General features: G+C 36.2%; 16 protein-coding genes. 4 read left to right on the top strand and 12 right to left on the bottom strand.

All coding sequences use genetic code 11. The annotated features are described in order from the left end of the window. Positions 1-190: 190 nt before the first annotated feature. Positions 191-3,283, bottom strand: coding sequence for a Cna B-type domain-containing protein (locus tag ADH99_RS02040; RefSeq protein WP_049554654.1), 3,093 nt, complete (start codon positions 3,281-3,283; stop codon positions 191-193). A 231-nt stretch (positions 3,284-3,514) separates the two neighbouring features. Next, positions 3,515-4,855, bottom strand: coding sequence for an MATE family efflux transporter (locus ADH99_RS02035; RefSeq protein WP_049554655.1), 1,341 nt, complete (start codon positions 4,853-4,855; stop codon positions 3,515-3,517). A 131-nt stretch (positions 4,856-4,986) separates the two neighbouring features. Between ADH99_RS02035 and ADH99_RS02030 the strand changes: the two genes are divergently transcribed. Then, positions 4,987-5,292 (top strand): hypothetical protein, encoded by a 306-nt coding sequence (locus ADH99_RS02030; protein WP_049554656.1) that lies wholly within the window; start codon positions 4,987-4,989, stop codon positions 5,290-5,292. A gap of 287 nt (positions 5,293-5,579) precedes the next feature. Here ADH99_RS02030 and ADH99_RS02025 read toward each other — a convergent pair whose 3' ends face one another. Then, the gene (locus ADH99_RS02025) at positions 5,580-5,909 is read right to left on the bottom strand and encodes a metal-sulfur cluster assembly factor (RefSeq protein ID WP_005605203.1); all 330 of its coding nucleotides are present in this window, start codon (positions 5,907-5,909) and stop codon (positions 5,580-5,582) included. 11 nt (positions 5,910-5,920) lie between these two features. Continuing rightward, the gene (locus ADH99_RS02020) at positions 5,921-6,682 is read right to left on the bottom strand and encodes a prolyl oligopeptidase family serine peptidase (RefSeq protein WP_049554657.1); all 762 of its coding nucleotides are present in this window, start codon (positions 6,680-6,682) and stop codon (positions 5,921-5,923) included. 118 nt (positions 6,683-6,800) lie between these two features. On the opposite strand from ADH99_RS02020, the gene ADH99_RS02015 reads away from it, so the two are divergent. Continuing rightward, positions 6,801-7,610 (top strand): Cof-type HAD-IIB family hydrolase, encoded by an 810-nt coding sequence (locus ADH99_RS02015; RefSeq protein ID WP_049554658.1) that lies wholly within the window; start codon positions 6,801-6,803, stop codon positions 7,608-7,610. Between the two features lie 435 nt (positions 7,611-8,045). Here ADH99_RS02015 and mgtE read toward each other — a convergent pair whose 3' ends face one another. Genes mgtE through ADH99_RS01995 form a run of 4 tightly spaced genes read right to left on the bottom strand, consistent with a single transcriptional unit; the run spans position 8,046 to position 11,820 of the window. Then, the gene (gene mgtE, locus ADH99_RS02010) at positions 8,046-9,413 is read right to left on the bottom strand and encodes a magnesium transporter (RefSeq protein WP_049554659.1); all 1,368 of its coding nucleotides are present in this window, start codon (positions 9,411-9,413) and stop codon (positions 8,046-8,048) included. A 17-nt stretch (positions 9,414-9,430) separates the two neighbouring features. Continuing rightward, entirely contained in the window at positions 9,431-10,324 is an 894-nt protein-coding gene (locus tag ADH99_RS02005) for an RluA family pseudouridine synthase (RefSeq protein WP_343214156.1), read from the bottom strand. Beyond that, entirely contained in the window at positions 10,321-11,148 is an 828-nt protein-coding gene (locus ADH99_RS02000) for an NAD kinase (RefSeq protein ID WP_053091342.1), read from the bottom strand. The genes ADH99_RS02005 and ADH99_RS02000 overlap by 4 nt, the downstream gene beginning before the upstream one ends. Positions 11,149-11,151: 3 nt before the next feature. Continuing rightward, positions 11,152-11,820, bottom strand: coding sequence for a GTP pyrophosphokinase (locus ADH99_RS01995; protein ID WP_005605192.1), 669 nt, complete (start codon positions 11,818-11,820; stop codon positions 11,152-11,154). 132 nt (positions 11,821-11,952) lie between these two features. Here ADH99_RS01995 and ADH99_RS01990 point away from each other — a divergent pair, with 132 nt between their 5' ends. Continuing rightward, positions 11,953-12,537 carry a CYTH domain-containing protein gene (locus tag ADH99_RS01990; RefSeq protein WP_049554660.1) on the top strand — a complete coding sequence of 195 codons (585 nt, stop codon included), beginning with the start codon at positions 11,953-11,955 and terminating at the stop codon, positions 12,535-12,537. Positions 12,538-12,628: 91 nt separating this feature from the next. Continuing rightward, positions 12,629-13,339 (top strand): DsbA family protein, encoded by a 711-nt coding sequence (locus ADH99_RS01985; RefSeq protein WP_049554661.1) that lies wholly within the window; start codon positions 12,629-12,631, stop codon positions 13,337-13,339. A gap of 140 nt (positions 13,340-13,479) precedes the next feature. Here ADH99_RS01985 and pepF read toward each other — a convergent pair whose 3' ends face one another. The 4 genes from pepF to ADH99_RS01965 form a co-directional block, all read right to left on the bottom strand. After that, positions 13,480-15,282, bottom strand: coding sequence for an oligoendopeptidase F (gene pepF, locus ADH99_RS01980; RefSeq protein WP_082160230.1), 1,803 nt, complete (start codon positions 15,280-15,282; stop codon positions 13,480-13,482). Positions 15,283-15,413: 131 nt separating this feature from the next. Continuing rightward, positions 15,414-16,079 (bottom strand): potassium channel family protein, encoded by a 666-nt coding sequence (locus ADH99_RS01975; RefSeq protein WP_049554663.1) that lies wholly within the window; start codon positions 16,077-16,079, stop codon positions 15,414-15,416. 12 nt (positions 16,080-16,091) lie between these two features. Then, positions 16,092-17,471, bottom strand: a complete 1,380-nt coding sequence (locus tag ADH99_RS01970) for a TrkH family potassium uptake protein (protein ID WP_049554664.1) — start codon at positions 17,469-17,471, stop codon at positions 16,092-16,094. A 129-nt stretch (positions 17,472-17,600) separates the two neighbouring features. Continuing rightward, positions 17,601-18,977, bottom strand: coding sequence for an aspartate kinase (locus ADH99_RS01965; protein WP_049554665.1), 1,377 nt, complete (start codon positions 18,975-18,977; stop codon positions 17,601-17,603). Positions 18,978-19,129: the final 152 nt, after the last annotated feature.

The raw sequence follows: 19,129 nt of genomic DNA, 5'->3' as shown, positions 1-19,129 counted from the left end.
TCCTATTTTTTAGTTATAGTCCACTACGATTATAATAAAGGTTTTCTTAATCGCTTGTCAATCTTTTATTATGTTAAATTTTAAAATTTTACATTTTAAATATGAATTTTCTATTGTTTTATACAAAAAAAGAGAATAAGTTTTTAAATAAAACTTATTCCCTTCATAAAAACTACTATATTATTGTATTTTAGTTATCTTTTCTTTGAAACTTTAATACTGTCACTCCACCAATTAGGGCTACCGCTCCAAGAAGTGCTAATGAAGCAGTTGTACCTGTTTTCGGTAATTCATTTTTTGGTTTTTCAGGAGGCGTATTTGGTGTTCTTTTGTTTGTAACCACAAATCCTTCTTGAACATTTCCTGTAATCAGTGTTGTATATCCTTTTCCTACTGTTTCTTCAGAAATAGTATATTCAATCTTCTTACCATCTTTATATTCATCAAGATCTGTGAAGTTACCTGTCCAGTTATTCTCTTTCGATAATACTAGTTTCTTATCTGTTTCTTTTCCATCTGCAAGTAACTTAATCGTTACACTTGTTGGACGAACACCATCTTGGTCATTAGCATCATCCCAAGCTTTCGTTACTTGGATACTTGTCTTACCTGGTGTATATGAGTTTGTAACGTTGAAATCTTTAACAGTAGCTGTGTATCCTTCCACTTTTTCTTCTACAATTGTATAAGTGATTTCTTGTCCATTCTCATACTTGTCAAGATTTTCAAAGCTCCATTTCCACTCGTCAGCCTCTGTTACTTTCTTAGTGGCTACTTGTTGACCATTCTTCAATAAGTTGATTGTGATTTCTTTTGGACGTTTGCCATCTTGGTTGTTGGCATCATCCCATGTTTTACTTCCTTTAACAGAAGTCTTTTCAGGAGTTCTAGAGTTTGTTACAACAAAACCTTTTTTAGCATCTCCTGTCACTTGGCTTACATAACCATTTTCAACTGATTCTTCTTTAATAGAATATTCAATTTTCTTACCAGATTTGAACTCATCTAAATCTGTAAAGCTTCCTGTCCAATTGTTTTCTTTCGTTAATTGAAGAGTCTTATCTGTTTTTTGGCCATCTGCATATAAAGTAACCGTTACTGTTGCAGGACGTTTACCATCTTGGTTATTCGCATCATCCCAAGCTTTTGTTACTTGTACGCTTGTTTTACCTGGTGTGTATGAGTTCGTGATGTCGTAGCCATTTACTTTAGTTGTATAGCCTTCAACTTGTTCTTCTACAACAGTATAAGTAATTTCTTGTTTATTCTCATACTTGTCTAGATTATCAAAACTCCATTTCCAACCATCCGCTGCAGTTACTTTTTGAGTTTTAAATTCTTGACCATTCTTCAACAATTTAATGGTAATTTCTTTCGGACGTTTGCCATCTTGGTCGTTAGCATCATCCCATGTTTTAGTTCCCTTCACAGAAGTTTTTTCTGGAGTTCTACTATTTGTAACAGTGAAGCCTTGTTCTACGCTTCCTGCCGTTGAACTTGCATATCCATTTTCAACAGCCGTTTCCTTAATAGTGTATTCAATTTTCTTACCTGCTTTATACACATCAAGATTTGAGAAGCTTCCTGTCCAATTGTTTTCTTTATTTAAGACAAGCGTTTGATCTGTTTTTTGACCATCTGCATAAAGAGTGATGGTGACACTTGTAGGACGTTTTCCGTCTTGATCTTCGGCGTCATTCCAGCTCTTAGTCACTTGGATACTTGTCTTTTTAGGTGTGTACGAGTTTTTGATGTCATATCCTGTAACTTCTGTTGTATACCCTTCTACCGCTTCTTCGGTAATCGTGTAATTCATCTTTTTACCGGTTTTGACATTATATTCATCTACATTTTCAAATGTATACTTCCATTTACCAGAAGCATCTGGTGTCACATCTTTAGATTGAACTACCTTTTGATTTTCATCTAGTAAGTTCACTCTGATTTTTGAAGGACGTTTTCCATCTTGATCATTGGCATCATCCCATGTTTTTTCACCAGAAATGTTGATTTTAATTCTCTTATTAGTAACAGTTTTTAAGGCTCCACCTTTAGGAGTTACTTCTAATGTAAATGTATCTCCATTTAATTGATACCCTGTAGGAGCTTGAATTTCTCTGACTGTGTAGGTTCCTTGTTTTAATACACCAGAGATAATCGTACCGTCGTTACCGGTTCTTAGTTCGAATTTTTGGTTGTCTGGACCAGTGACTTCGAACACCGCATTTGCAAGAACAATATTTTTATCTTCTTCATCGACTTTCGTCAATTTGATTTTACTTGCTAATTGTCCATCTGCAGTACCACCAGCTTCTGATGACTTATAAGTAAATCCGTGTTCTTTCGAACCACCAGCATGTGTTACTTTAATTTTATTTCTTAAAGAAGAACCAATAGTATAAGTTGTTCTGTATGTTAAGCGATATTGTTTCGCTCCAGTATCTCCCATATTAATCGTAAATGCTTGGTTATTGTTTCTAAGTTGAAGTTTGCCTTCTAAACTAATGTTCTTAAGTCTTCTAAGAATTGCACCTTCATCTGTATATTCTACTTCTTCTAACACAAAAGAATCCGGAATATAAGTTTCTCCATTTGGAAGTTCATCTGTAATAACCGCATTTTTTAAATCTGCTTTAGCATAGTTGATATTTGCATACCATTCTACTTGATCAATCCGTTGTCCATTTTGTGTAACTTGTTGACCCCATTTAGAAATAATTTGATCTGCTGGAACACCAACTTTTGTTACTTTAAGGTTTTTAGAAGTGACTTTCCCTTTAACAGAAATATCAAATTGGTTAACCACATTGTCTTTTGTAACACGTTTATTAAATAGAGCACCTAAATAAAGCTTCCCTTTGACATCATATTTATTATTAATTTTGTCATTAAAGGTAACTCGAATCTTACCTCCAATAGCTTCAGGGCCTGTAGTCACAACAGCTCTTGCAATTACATTCCCCTCAGAATCCGTTAAATCAAATTGGGGTTCTGAATACCCAGGTGGAAATGTTAAATTATTAGGAAGTGTAATATCAAAATAATCCCCAGAATGTAATACCGAGCCCGAATTACTAACTTGCCAATCCATTGCTAAGTAAAAGAAGTCATTTTTATTTAACTCGTTAACTGACTTTTTACTTGCATTTTGGATTTCAAAATGCGTAATCGTTGCATCAACTTCTTGTGGAGTTCCCTGCGCAAGTACTGAAGAATTCAATCCTTGCATGAGAAAACCAACGACGACAAACAGCGACAATAATTTTAAAAATTTTTGTTTCATTTTAATCTCCTTTTTCTATGTACGTTCCCCTACATAACACACGATCAACTAACCTCTCATTCCCCAAATAAGAAAAAAATCATCACCTTTCCACAATTATTGTTAACTATCAAATTAATTGTAACATAAAAAAGAACATTTTATAAATGTTATCATAATTTCTTCATATAAATTTATATATTTCAGAATTAATCCCCTGAAACTTAGGATATAACATTTTTTATATACTCATTAAGAAACCTGCTCTTTCGGAAATTTATTCTTAAATAAATAATATGCGATCATCAGTGGAATTAACGAACCTAGCCATGCTAATGGGTTAGCCATTGTTGCTCCCGTATACCCATATAAATTGGAAAGTACTACGGCTGCAAAAGCTCGCATACATAATTCCATAATTCCTGCTACGGTAGGTGTAAAAGTCTTTCCTACCCCTTGTAAAGTGTATCGATAAATAAAGAGCAATGATAAAAGACTATACATCGTTCCATTCGTTATAAAATAAATCGCCCCTAACTCAACCACCTCTTCATGTCCAACGCCGACAAAAGCACGAATAAAAATAGGACTAAACAGATTGAGAATAATTCCTACCGAAATGGCAAAAGTCAAGGATAACTTAATGCAGTCTCGTACGCCTCTCCAAATTCGGTCGTATTTTTTTGCTCCATAGTTTTGTGCCACGAACGTTGCCATCGTTACTCCAAAAGACATCATTGGAAGAATAGCAACCTGATCAATTTTTTGTGCGGCAGTATAAGCAGCTACGGCAGTTGCTCCCAATTGATTTAAAGTAATTTGAATAATAATGGCCCCTATTGCAATAATAGAGGATTGAAAGGCCATTGGAAACGAAATGCGAACATGTTCTCTAACGTCCGAAGATTCTGCAACGAAGTCTTTTGAGTTCAATCTTAAAATAGGAATTTTCTTCCATATATAAAGAATACAAGCGAGTGCAGAAAATATTTGAGAAAGAACTGTCGCATATCCTGCTCCTTCAACTCCCATTCCGAATCCCGCAATAAAAACAACATCTAGAATAATATTCATGATGCAAGCAATCACAAGGAAATACAATGGCGTTTTCGCATCTCCAATTGAACGGAAAATATTAGAGAGCAAATTAAAAGCCATAGACGAAAAGATTCCCGCAAAGATGACCATCAAATAATCATAAGCGCCGTCAATAATTTCGACGGGCGTTTGCATGATTTCTAAAATTTGGCGACAAAAAATCATACTGAGAATTGTTAGAAGAATGGCAACCACGGCAGAAATCAGTATGGATACATAAAAACTACGCTTTACTCCTAAATAATCTTTAGCGCCGTATCTTTGGGCAAGAGGAATGGCTAATCCTGCCGTTAATCCATTTGCAAATCCTAGAATGAGGAAGATAATACTTCCAGTTGAGCCAACAGAAGCCAATGCATGAACTCCAATCGTTCGTCCAACAATAAATGTATCCGCCATGTTATATAATTGTTGGAATAAATTCCCAATTAATAAGGGGATTGTAAAGTTCCAAATTAGCTTGATTGGCTTACCACTTGTCATATCTTTTGCCATGATTCACTCTCCTTTCTAAAAAACAGCATTATCTAGTATAATGCAAACAAATAAAAATGAACAGTAATTTAAATAGTTCTTTTTTCAAAAACGGAGCTGTGATAAAATATAACTGAAAAGAGGCGAATGTTATGGCAGATTTTGATAAAAATAGAATTGCAAAAATGCAACAATACTTAACAGAAGTAACAGACCCTGAATTTAAAGGGAGTGCCACCGATAAAACGATCGCGATGGCTGAATTATTCAATTACTATCATTCCGATTGGAAAGCTGATGCAAGTCACTTCGTCGATCAAAACTTAGAACTCTTCGACGACGAAAAAATGCAAATGCTCTTTAGAAATTCTAACAAGGGACGTAAATCCCCACATACCATCATCCGACAAGAATCAAAGAGTAAATATAAACGTCCGATGAGACCGGGAGAAGACTAGGCAGAAAGACAGAAGACAAGAAAAACCTCACAATGTGAGGTTTTTCTGCTTCGTCGTCTTTCGCCCGCACAGTTTATTAGACTTTCTTGAATCACGAGTGATGAAAAGAATGTCAATAAACCACTGCGCGATGTGAGCCCTCCTTACCCCACTGCATCTAAGTCAAAGCACACACCCTTTGAATGCACCATGAAAATTATCATATATGATAATTTCACCATACGTATTTATCTGACAGAATTTATTTTATTGCACAAAAAAATCCCCACATCTGTGGGGATTTTGTCTTATCGAATACCTAATGCAATTCTTGCGTATCGTGACATCCGTTCAGGAGTCCATGCCGGATACCAAACAAGTTTCACATCTATTGTCTTCACTTCTTCAATCTCAGCTAATGCGCGATGAATTTCATCTGTAATAATATCTGCTAGCGGACAACCCATTGTTGTAAGGGTCATATCCACTTTACAATGACCTTCCTCATTTAAGTCCACTCCGTAAATCAATCCTAAGTTTACAATATCAATTCCTAACTCGGGATCAATGACTGTTTCTAACGCTTCTAAGATCTTTTCTTGCATTGCTTCTGCTGCAGTTTTATTCTCTTCTGTCATTTGCTACTCTCCTATTGAAATACTTTTTGGAAGAAATCCGCTACTGCTTCAAACACTTGATGAGGTACTCGGTGACCTTCACCTTGTGTCTCATGCCATTCTACCTTTGTAGCGTATGGTTCCTTCTTAATACTATCATAAAATTCTTTATTTAATTCATAAGGCACTTTATCATCTGCTGTCCCATGCCATAAGAATAATGGACGTCCGTTAATACGTTCCGGGCGTTTTGCAAGAGCCATTGCATCTAAAAATGCTTTATTCTTCTCAATTTCCGCTTCTAATGCATCACATTGTTCCTTTGTTGTTCCTGTCATCCAAATGGAAGAAATCGTCCATTTAGCAAAACGAGCAGGATCCGCACTTCCCATCAAACTGGCTGCGGCTGTAATCTCTGGATAGTGATTGAACAATGCGTATGTCGTAATACCACCCATGCTTAAACCAGATACCCCAAACTTCTCTTCATTTAAGAGTCCACGCTGTCTCATCTCTTCTTTTAAAACAGGAAGTTCTTTAATATTGTTTGCAACAATCTCCCAGATTTCTCCTCCAATTAGACGCACACCTCTGTCTCCATGTAACAGTTGGTCTGGTAAAATCGCACGAATGCCACGCTTAGCGAGTTCAACTCCAATGGTTACAACACGGTCTTTACTACCGGTCCAACCATGATAGAACACAACAATAGGAAGTACTTGGTCTTTTAAAGCTGTATCTACGACTTCTGCATAAGGGATTCCCTTTACTTCACGATAATCAATTTGAATCATAATTTCCTCTTTCTTCTTATTTTATTGAAAATATGGTACACTTATACAGATATTGTACTAAAATGAAACTTTAACCTCAAGTTTCCAATTTACATAACTTTATTAGAAAGGAGTATTTATGAACCAAAAATTAATTGCCATCGATTTAGATGGGACTACTTTAAATGCAAATTCTGAACTCACACAAGAAACGATTGACACACTTCATGCTGTTCAAAAACTAGGTCATAAAGTTGCTATCGTTACCGGTCGTCCTTATCGTAGCTCAAAAGAAATATACAACCAATTGAATCTTGGAGGTCCTATTGTGAATTTCAATGGTGCTCTCTGTCATATTCCAAGCAAGCCAGAATGGGATGGACGCTATCATATCACATTGGATACTGAACTTGTTTTAGACTTAGTTGCTTTTAACAAGACTTTACCAGTGGATTATTTGATGGTTGAAGGAACTGAATTGATGTATTCAAATATTACAGAGCTGCCCGATTGTACATATTATCCAAAAGATCAGAAACCATTATTGATTCATCCAACAACTAAATTAAAAGAAAAGCCTACAGCGGTAGCGTTATTCTCTGACTTAGAATTACAATCTGAAATCAAGAAGAAAATTTTACATCGTTACAATAACGGCATTGAAGTAAGAACTTGGGGAGGCAGTTACCCTTGTCTAGAAGTCATTACAAGCGGAATCCATAAAGCAAAAGCCGTTGAACATCTTTCTCGTTATTATGATATTCATCAAAAGGACATTCTTGCCTTTGGTGATGAGGACAATGATATGGAAATGATTCAATACGCAGGGCACGGAGTTGCGATGAAAAATGGTATTGATGAATTGAAAAATGTGGCTAATGCCATTACTCCATTCACCAATGACCAAAATGGATTAGCGAAGTATTTGCAAGATTACTTTAAATTATAGGATGTGAGAAAAGTAGTCTAGCTAACATTGGCAGTGAGAATATTAGCTAAAGATTCATAGTTTAGCCATAAGCGATCTGAAAGACTACGCGGACTAAACTCGAGATGCTTGAACTTCTGCTTTTTCGAGATCAACTACTACCTATCCTTTAACGGAACTTCAACAAAACAAAAGGATATCCCCAGGGATATCCTTTTTTCTTACATTTGTTTCAGAAGATGTTAATTTGGGAGCAATATTTCTAAAAAATTTAATTTTATTCATTCATGTAAAAAGATGAATGATTTCATCTGATAAAGCTTTCGAATACATAGGATTCTCTTTTTTTCAGTTACATATTCTAACTTTCCACGCCAGAGATAGGTAGTCAGCCTATTTAATTTCAGAATGAAATTATAGCATATAAACGATATTGTTTATATGCTATATCATCTTCTATTTTACTAAATACACCGAGATAAATTGACTTACAATCGTGAAATAAACAAATACAGTTGTTAAATCGTTAACAGTGGTAATGAATGGTCCACTGGCAATTGAAGGATCAAAGTTAAATTTATCTAATAAGAACGGAATACAAGTCCCTGTTAATGCAGCAACGAAAATCGAAGCAAACATCGCAAAACCGATAATGCCACCAAGTACAATATTCCCTTGCCATAGACTCACAATTCCAAACACAACTACCCCAGAAATCAATCCGATTCCTAGACCTGTCGTCCCTTCTTGCACGAGTACTTTCCAAAAAGACTGCTCTTCCTCATGAAGCCCAATCTTACGAATCGCAACTGCAAGAGATTGTGTCCCTGTATTACCAGCAGTACCAGTAATTAATGTAATAAAGATTGCAAAGATACTTGCTTGTTGAATCAGTGGCTCATAATGTCTGAAGAGGAATGCTGTCACTGTTCCCATAATGAGAAGAGTCATAATCCCTGGCAAGCGATTGACAATGCCTGCCCACACGCCTTGATGAGCTTCATCAACGTTTACCCCTGCAAGACCTGAATAGTCACTAGTCGCTTCTTCTTCAATAACGTCTAGAGCATCATCGACTGTGATAATCCCTACTAACGTATTCGTATCGTCTACAACCGGAATCGCAAGAAAGTCGTAGTCTTTAATCGTTTGTGCTACTTCTTCTTGCGCATCATTTACGTGCACCGTTACGACACGGTCTATCATGATATCTTTGACGAGTTTTTCGTCTGGTTTCACGATTAAGTCTTTCAATGTAAGAATCCCGGTTAAATGATTTTCATCATCAGTAACATACACATAGTAGATGGTTTCAGCATCTTCAGCAAATCGTTTAACCGTCGCCATCGCTGTTTTTAATGTATCGGATTCATGCACGGCGATAAATTCCGTCGTCATCATCGCACCTGCTGTTTCATCTTCGTAGTTCAATAATTGACGGAGTTCACTTGCTGTTTTATGTGGCATCAAGCGCAAGTATGTACGGACATTTTCTTCCCCTACTTGCTTTAACACGTCTACCGCATTATCAGAATACATTTCCGCAAGCATTCGTGAGGCATAGGCTTCGTCCATTTCGTTTAAATACTCTTCCACGTCCTCTACGTCTTCTTCTAAAAGTTCGAACACCATTGCCATCTCTTCAGGAGTTAAATATTGGTAAGCGAGCTTTCTCTCTTCTAAGGTTAAACTCAAGTAAAGCTGTGCCTGGTCGTAAGTATGGTTTTCAAAGAAGATTTCTCTGAATTGCTGTTTATCTTCTGTTGCTAAAGTATGTTGAATTTGTTCTAAAATATCTTCAAATTCATAAACAATTTCGCTCAATGGTGATTCTCCTCTCTTTACTTCTTATGCGCTTCAATCCACTGACTCATATCTCTAGGAAGTGGAGCTTCTATTATCAGTTCTTTTTTCGTCATCGGATGAATAAACTTTAGTGAGTGACAATGCAAAGCTTGCCGATCTAAAAGTTCGTCTTTAAGCCCACCATATAAATCATCCCCCACAAGCGGAGCCCCAAGCCACGAGAAATGAACACGAATCTGATGCGTACGCCCAGTATGTAATAAAATCTCGACAAGTTCTGCTCCATCTAGTGTGTCTTTCTTCCAATATTCGGTTAAGGAAGGTTTTCCATCTTCTGATACACAACGATTAATAATAGATCCTTCATGACGACCAATAGGTGCATTGATAAATCCATGCGCTTCTAGAGTTGAAGTGTCATGTACTAATGCTAAGTATTTTTTTTGAATTGTTTTTTCTCGCAACGCTTGATCCATCCACGCATGTACAACACGGTGTTTGGCAAACATCATCACTCCTGTTGTATCGCGGTCAAGGCGAGTAACCACATGAGTAATTTGGTCAGCATAGCCACGCCTTTTATAGTATCCTTTCACACGATTAGCCATCGAGTGATCCGGATGTAACTTTGATGGAATCGAAGCAGTCCCAACAGGCTTATTGATAATGAGTAAATACTCATCTTCATACAAAATATCAATCGGAACTTCGCTTGGAATCACCGTTTCATGCTCTCCAGAAGCTGGTATCACCATCGTGAGGACATCCCCAGGACGCAGTGTTTTCAAAACAATCTCATGACGGCCATTGACGAGTAATTCCCCATGCGATTTGACATGTGCTAAAAACGTTCTTGAAATGCCTACTTCTTGCAGAAAAGAGCGCATCATCATCGGATACTCGTATGGGTAATTCCACGTTAAAATCAACGGACTTCCTCACTTCCATTACAATTTACTTCACGAGAACCAATAAATGCATCTTCTACTCGATCCCAGAATGGAGTATGGCGGTAAGCAGCAAATGAAATACGCTCCTTGCTAATTTTTAATTGAATCTCTTCTATCTCATTCCCATCATAAGTTAAATGATCAATCGCCATCACCATTCCTTCTTCACTTTCTGGACGAAGGGTCAATACATTATCCCTAGCAAAAATCATTGGTGAACTCAGTGTACGATACACACGATTATTAATAGACGCCATTTCTGACATTTGCATCACTTCAGCACGTGGATGCACGACCGCTCCACCAAGAGACTTGCTAAGTCCTGTTGAACCAGTTGGTGTCGCAACGCAAAGACCATCTCCACGGAAGTTTTCAAACAAATCACCATTAATAAAAACTTGGCAGAATAACGTACCGTTTACTTTGCGTAAAGTTGCCTCATTTAAAGCTGAATAATGTGCTGTTTCACCATTTTTTAGCTTAACAGTCACATCTAGTAAAGGATAGCTGACACGCTCCCCTTTATCCTTTTTTAATGACTCGATTAATTCATCCACTTCATAATTTCGCCAATCCGTATAAAATCCGAGGTGCCCAGTATGAATCCCGACAAAGCGGATTTGATCTAATTGATTACGATAATGATGGAAAGCTCCTAAAAGAGTTCCGTCTCCACCAACTGTAATCACAATATCTGGATGTTCATCATCTCTAGTAAATTCTCCTTGTTGGCAAAGATGGTTAAAGGCATTCATGACTTCTTTCGTTTTTTCTGATTGATTTCCATATAAACCGACTTTCATGACCTACCTCCGTTTCTTTCTTTTTCTTTGATTTTCCTTACAAATTGCAAAAATATATTGCGCTTCCTGAATTTCCTCTCTGATTTCAGACATCTCTTCATCTAGTAAGAAGGCTGCTTCCGCTGCACGCTCTAACCGTTCATGAATCGCTTCAGGGAACTCTCCTTTATATTTATAGTTTAAAGAGTGTTCAATAGTCGCCCAAAAATTCATTGCTAGTGTACGAATTTGAATTTCTACTAAAATCTTTGTTTCCCCTTCAATTCGCTGAACAGGATACTCCAACACAAGATGGTAAGAGCGATATCCACTTGCCTTTTTATTTTGAATATAATCTCGTTCAATCACGATTTCAAAGTCGTTCCTTTGACGAATCAGACGAACGACTTCATAAATGTCATCTACAAATTGACACATAATACGAAGTCCAGCAATATCTTGTACGCCTTCGAGGAATTCTTCTCTAGGAATATTACGAACTTGCATCTTCTCTAGAATACTCTCAGGAGTCTTCACACGCCCTGTGATAAATTCAATCGGTGCATGTCTTCCTTCTTGACGATACTGACGACGTATCCCTTTTAATTTAATTTTTAATTCTTCAATTGCTTGATAATACGGAGCTAGAAAGGCTTCCCAATCTTCAACAAGCGGCGTTTCCAACTTTTCCATATTTCCACCTACTTTTTTTCATTTCCGTTCTCTATCATACCATATTTTATGTAAAAGCTTGACTAATTAATGCGATTTTTTTCAATTATCCATGATTTTGAGATACAATAGAATGCTGAAGGAGGGAAATAATTGTTACAAGTAGAAAGAGAATTTAAAAATTTACTGACCAAGAGCCAATATCATTCGCTTCTAGAGGATTTTAAGCCCCTCTTATCTAAAGAAATCACCCAAACCAATAGTTATTATGATTGGGATGGAATCCTCCAATCTCATAAAATGGCTTTACGTATTCGAATTGTTGAGGGAAAAACCATTGGAGAAATCACTTTGAAAATCCCTCAATCTAGTCTAGAAGTATTGGAATTCACTCATGAATTGCCTGTTGAAATACTTCACCAATACAATGAACAAAAGCAATTTACGCTTCCTTTATCCATTAAAGAGACTTTAGAAAGTAATGGAGTCTTTATCGAAAAGGTCGAACAAACTGCTCTATTAACCACTCATCGATTTGAAGGTCCCTTATCTAACAACGAATGGCTTGTTCTAGATGAAAGTTACTATAACGGGAAAGTGGACTATGAAATGGAGATGGAAGTTCAGAATCTCTCATTAGGGGAAGAAGTCTTTTTGAAGATTCTTCAAAAGTATCAAATTCAACGAGAACAAGCAGAAAGTAAAATTAAACGAGCCCTTTCAAGTATCTCCTCCTAAGCGAGGGAACCGCATTTTATTCTGAATTTTTTAGGAACTATGTTACAATAAAGTTACAAAAATAAAGTTAGAGAAACAGAGGTGTCGGATTTTGAGTACCTACGAAACAAAAAATCTATCAAAAAACACTTCACACGAAAAGATTTTCGAATTATTTTTATTCGTGAATCCATTGGGAACATACTGTTATCGCTGTGAAAATGAATTACTAAAATTTGTACGTAATTCTGAATTTAAAGTGCATTATCACTTTTTAACATTTCATAATTTACAGACCGTTAATCAATATATGAAAAACCAAAAATTACCTGTAACGGATTTAGATTTACGAAATGATATATACATGAAAATTTATGATGCAGCCCTCTCTTATAAAGCTGCACTCCTACAAGGAAAACGCCTTGGACATCAATTTTTGATTGAATTACAACAACAAATTCATCAACATAAACGCGAATACAATGATGACTTGTTAGAAGAAATATTAAATAAAATCGAAATTGATAAAAAGATGTTTTACGAGGATAAATCTAGCTCCGCTGTAAAAAAAGCCTATGATCGAGATCTTCAAATTGCGCAAGAGATGAATGTTACACATACTCCTTCCCTTGTTATTTTTGATAACTCTAATCAACCTTATGGATTACTTTTAGCTAGTAGCATTACAGCTGAGACCATTGCTGAAATTTGTAATGGTGAGCCTTTACCAGGGTATCACTCTACAAAAAAATTAGTAGGAACACATACAGGTGAGCATCAAAAATTTGATAAAGTGGTCAATATGAATTTAAATCGCTATTAATTATCTCCCAACTAGAGTTTCTAGTTGGGATTTTTTATAAAAAATTATTAGCTTTTCCATTCATTTTTTTAAACAAAGAAGGTTCGTAAGAAAATTTCTTACGAACCTTTTTCTGTTTTTGAATCAATTAATTTTTGAGATTATTCACTCATTAACGCTTCTAATTGTGATAGACGTTGTTCGAATACATCAAATGCATCATATAAGTAATCTTTCTTCGTCATATCTACTCCAGCTTTCTTCATGACTTCAATAGGAGCATCACTACGTCCTGCACGTAAGTAGTTTAAGTAAGCTTCTAAATCTTCAGGAGTCCCATGTAAAATCTTATCTGATAAAGCCGTTGCGGCAGCCATACCAGTTGCATATTGGAATACATAGTAATTCATGTAGAAATGAGGAATACGAGCCCATTCGTATGCAATTTGTTCATCTTGGATGACATTCGCATAGTATTTAGCGTTGATTTCTCCATATACTTTTGCAAGAGATTCTTGCGTTAATGGTTGACCTTGTTGATCCATTAAGTGGATTTGATGTTCAAATTCCGCAAATTGTGTTTGACGGAAAATGGTTGATTTGAAGCGGTGTAAATAGTTGTTTAAGATATATTTTTGCGCTTCTTTATCTGTATGTTTCTTCAACAAGTAATCTGTTAAGATATTTTCGTTTGTTGTAGAAGCAATTTCTGCTAAGAAGATTGAGTAATCTCCGTATTGTTTTGGTTGAGTATTACGAGTGAAGTAGCTGTGAGCACTATGTCCTAACTCATGAACTAATGTGAAGAAGTTTGATAATTCATCATGCCAGTTCAACAAGATGTATGGTGCTGTTGAGTATGCCCCACTTGAGTATCCACCACTACGTTTACCGATGTTTTCAGCAACGTCAATCCAACGATCAGCATAAGCTTTTTTCATGATTTCAGCATATTCTTCTCCAAGTGGTAGTAAGGCTTCACGACTTGCTTTTGCTGCTTCTTCGTAATTATATTTAATTGGAGCATCACCTGTAATTGGTACATATAAGTCATACATATGCAATTCATCTAAGCCTAATGCTTTTTGTTGTAATGCAATATAACGGTGTAGTAATGGTAATTTTTCGTTTACCACTTCTACTAAAGCATCGTACACTTCTTCTGGAACTTGGTTTGAAGCAAGTGCTGCTTGGCGAGCTGAATCATAGTTATGGACTAGAGCGCTGAAGTTATGACCTTTCACTTCGGTACCAAGTGTGCTTGCGAATGTATTTTTTAAGTTGATGTATGGTTTGTATAATGTTTCGAATGCTTCCTTACGAACAGCTTGATTTTTAGATTCGATATATACTGAGTAGTTTCCGTTTGTCAATTCAACTTTTTCACCATCTTCAGTTGTGATTTCGTCAAACTTGATGTCAGCATTATTTAATAAATTGAACGTTTTGCTTGCGCCTTGGAACACTTCACTTGCTTTTGATAGTAAAGCTTCTTCTTTATCTGAAAGCACGTGACCTTTTTTAATACGCGCTGTTTCTAATAATACACGGAAGTCTTCTAGTCCTGGTTCTTGTTTGAAATATTCTTCGAACTCTTCATCGGATAATGCTAAGATTGCTGGACTAAACCATGCAGAAGCGCCTGAAAAATCAATATATGTAGAGAACGCACGTTGGTTTAAGACTTGATTTTCGTTATTTGAAGTATCTTGGTCTGCTTTTAAATGTGAGTAAACATAAGCTGTTTCAATCTTATCATCCACTACGTTTAAAAGATTTAAGAACGCTAATAATGATTCCCCGTCTTTTAGTGCTGTATCTTTTGCAGCGGCTACTGCTGGAATTTGTGATTTTACAAATTCTAAATCCTTTTCAAATCCTTCGTTTGATTCGTAAATTGCGGAAAGGTCCCATGTCAATTCTACAGGAACGTCTTCACGTCTTAATGGTTTTTTATTGGCCATTGTCATCCCTACTTTCTAAAAAGTTGATAGTCATAGTGTACTATGAAATGGATGCTTTGGAAAGGGTTTGAATCCATTTTTAAAGAAAAAGAGACCAAATGAATCGCTTTTGATTCACCTGATCTCGTTAATTAGTCTTCAAGGAAAGTGGCTTTGTCTAAACTATCCGTTCCGATAATCGCTACAAGAATGACATCCTCACGAATGAGAAATTCTGCAAACACTTTTGTATTCAACGATTCATCCTTTCCTTCACGATATCCAATTAAGTTCAAATCATAATCTTTACGTAAGTCTAAATCGCTTAGTTGTTTTCCAACCCATGATTTTGGTGGATAAAATTCCACAAGTGAAATATTCCCATCAAGAGCAATCACTTCAGCAAGTTTATGGTGAAGAATGTTCTTTACGAGACGAATTCCTGTTTCTTTTTCTGGGTTTACCACACGTTGTGCACCCATCTTGGTTAAGATTTCTGTTGTGGTACGGCTTTTTGCTTTAGCAATAATTTCAGGAACTCCAAGTCGACTGCAGTGCATTACTGCTAAAATGCTCGCTTCTAAACTTGAACCTGTAGCAACCACAACTGTATCGCAGTCACCGATTCCAATTTCTTTTAAAACATCTTCATCTGTAACATCGGCAATCACTGCTTTTGTGACCAGCGATTCAATACGATTGACGTTAATTTCATCACGGTCCACAGCAATAATGTCGCAATCATAGTCACTTAGTTGTTTAGCAATGGTCATCCCGAATACGCCTAATCCTAAAATACCAACTGTTTTTCTCATCATAATTCCTACTTTCTATCCAATTATTAATGGTGCTTTTGCATACTTCATGTCGAGTGTTTTTTTCTTTCTGTTTGAAAAACTTAACAGAACCGTTAATGGTCCGATACGTCCAATAAACATCAACAGCATAATCACAATTTTTCCAAGAAAAGATAAGGTTGGTGTTAAATTCGCCGTTACTCCTACTGTACATACCGCTGAAATAGTTTCAAATAAAGTATATAACAATGGGGCATCTGGATCCGTTAAGCTGAGTAAGAATACACTCGTTAGAATTAATGTAGTAAATACGATAAAAATCGTTAAAGCTTTTCTCGCCAATTCTTGCGAAATACGATGATTTCTAAATTGAATCATACGCTCGTCATACACTTCTGAACGAATAAATAAGAGAACCACTAAGAAAGTTGTCGTCTTCACCCCACCGGCAGTCCCACCAGGAGAACCTCCAATTAGCATTTGAATAGAATATAAAAGAAGGCTAGTTGGATGCGCTGTTGTGTAATCAATCGAAGCAAATCCAGCCGTTCTCATCGTCACGGTTTGGAAGAAGCTGACAAGCAATTTATCTAAAAATGATAGATTACCTATCGTATTTGGATTATTCCATTCCGTCAACATGGTTAAAACCGTTCCGCTTAAGAGAATAATCCCAGTTAGCCAAAGAACTATCTTCGTATGATAATGCAATCGTCGGTAGAATGATTTTTTCTTTTTGCTCTTTGTAGATTCTCGCATAGATAAATAACTGTTTTTGAAATCAAACCAAACAGAAAAACCAATCCCACCAAGAATAATAAGAGCTGCAATGACTAAATTCAATAGTGGATCCGTTGCATAATTAATCAGACTATTTGAACCTAAATTATCAAATCCAGCATTACAAAAAGCGGAGATGGCTAAGAAAAATGCTGTAAAGATTCCCTTTCCGATTCCTAGTTCAGGAACGAAACGAAAAGATAGAATAACCGCTGCAATCAATTCAATAACGAAAGTATATTTAAAAATCGTTGTTAAATATTTTTTGAAATCCTGACCATCTTCTCGGTTCAAACTATCTTGCAGGGCTAATTTATCGACTAAGGACATCTTTTTGCCAGAATCATAAAGGAAAAAAGCTATGATGCTCATCAACCCTAAGCCTCCTATTTGCATCAGAATCATACAAATAATCTGGCCAAAAACATTATACGTTTCAGCTACTGGTTGCGTAAATAGACCCGTTACACATACCATCGATACGGTAGTAAATAAATGGTCAAAATACGTGGCTTGTGAGGTCGCTATTTGCGAAATCGGCAAATTAAGTAGTAATGATCCCACCAAAATCACAATGGCAAAACTTGCTGCAATCCTTTTTGGAATGGAATCTTTCAATAAGAAACGAATCATCTTCGTCCCTCCTATTCTAAACAAAAATACTGCGCTCAAAATAAAAAGAGCAGAATATATTCGATATTCTACTCTTCCTATTGATTAATTACAACCGTTAATGTTTCATTTTAATATGGAGAGGAAAAATTATTCCACCACTTGATATTCTTTTTCTTCACCGAAAAATTCATCATATAGCGCACGGATGGCTTTCTTTTCATATTGGTCCAAAATACCAAACATCATCGAAACCTCAGATACCCCTTGGTTATATAATTCAATATTGATTTGAGTACGAGCAAGAGTTGAAGCCACACGAGCAGTAGTACCGACCATGTTGACCATCCCTTCCCCTACTAACATAATCAAGCAAAGTCCACGTGTAAAGCTTGCTTCGTCTACATCTAATTCAGCATAGAATCGCTCTACAATAGACTCTAATTGCTCATCTGTCGCATCTTCCCCACGAATGATAATTGTCGCATCATCAATTCCCGTTGGAATATGTTCAATGGAAATGCCTTCTTCTTCAAAAATCGTCAATACTTTACGAAGGAAGCCAATCTCATGGTTCATTAAGTATTTCTTCACGTAAATACTTACGAAACCTGGTGAGCTTGCAATACCGGAAATAACATTTGGAGAAGTCACCTTCCCTTTCATAATGTAGGTTCCACTTGCTTCAGGATTGTTGGTATTACATACATGTACCGGGATTCCTTTTTTGATAGAAGGAAGAAGTGCTTCTGTATGGAATACTGAAAAACCAGCGTATGATAACTCACGCATTTCTGTATAAGATAATACATCGATAGGGAGTGGTTTATGAACAATCTTTGGACTTGCTACATAAATGGCATCTACGTCTGTAAAGTTTTCGTATTCTTCAGCGTTCACGGCATTGGCTAAAATAGATCCTGTAATATCAGATCCGCCACGAGAAAACGTTACGATTTTCCCTTCTTTTGTTACCCCATAGAATCCTGGGAAAATAATCACTTCATTTGTTAGTTGTAAGTACTCTAATTCATGATAACTTTCTTCTAAAACGCGAGCTTCCCCTGGAGTATTGCTTACCCAAAGTTTGGCTTCTCTAGGTCCAACATATTTAGCAGCAAGACCTTCTTGGTTAAAGTAAAATGCGATAAGACGAGCATTTAAGTCTTCCCCGCTTGCTTTATAAGCATCCATTAAATATTCAGAGGATAGATCGTTTCTTTCTTTTAAGTTTTTAAAATGAATCCGAACGAGTTCAAACACTTCAGGTTTTAATTCTAATTCATCGCTGATTTCTTTATAACGGACTAAGATTTTCTTTAATACTTCTTCATCATAATTTCCTTCAATATGAGAAGTTGCTAATTGGATGAGAAGGTCTGTTACTTTTTCATCATCAGAAGACCGTTTTCCTGGTGCTGAAACTACCACGATTTTACGACTTGAATCGGATTTTACAATATTAAAGACCTTTCTTAATTGTGTGGCATTTGCTAAAGAGCTTCCACCAAATTTGATTACTTTCATATGACACTTCCTTATTTTTCAATGTACCTAGACTACCAAATTAATGAATGGAACGCAATGGATTTCCACTAAATAAATACATTTGTCTTTGTATTGAAAACAGTCTTGGAAACTTGTATTTATCATTCGAGTTTGTTAGTCTTAAATAAAAT

Origin of the sequence: Granulicatella sp. 572.rep1_STHE (assembly GCF_001073445.1) — a bacterium.
Lineage (GTDB): Bacteria > Bacillota > Bacilli > Lactobacillales > Aerococcaceae > Granulicatella > Granulicatella adiacens.
Note: the sequence above shows the minus strand (reverse complement) of the source record. Positions and strands in the feature narration are given on the sequence as shown.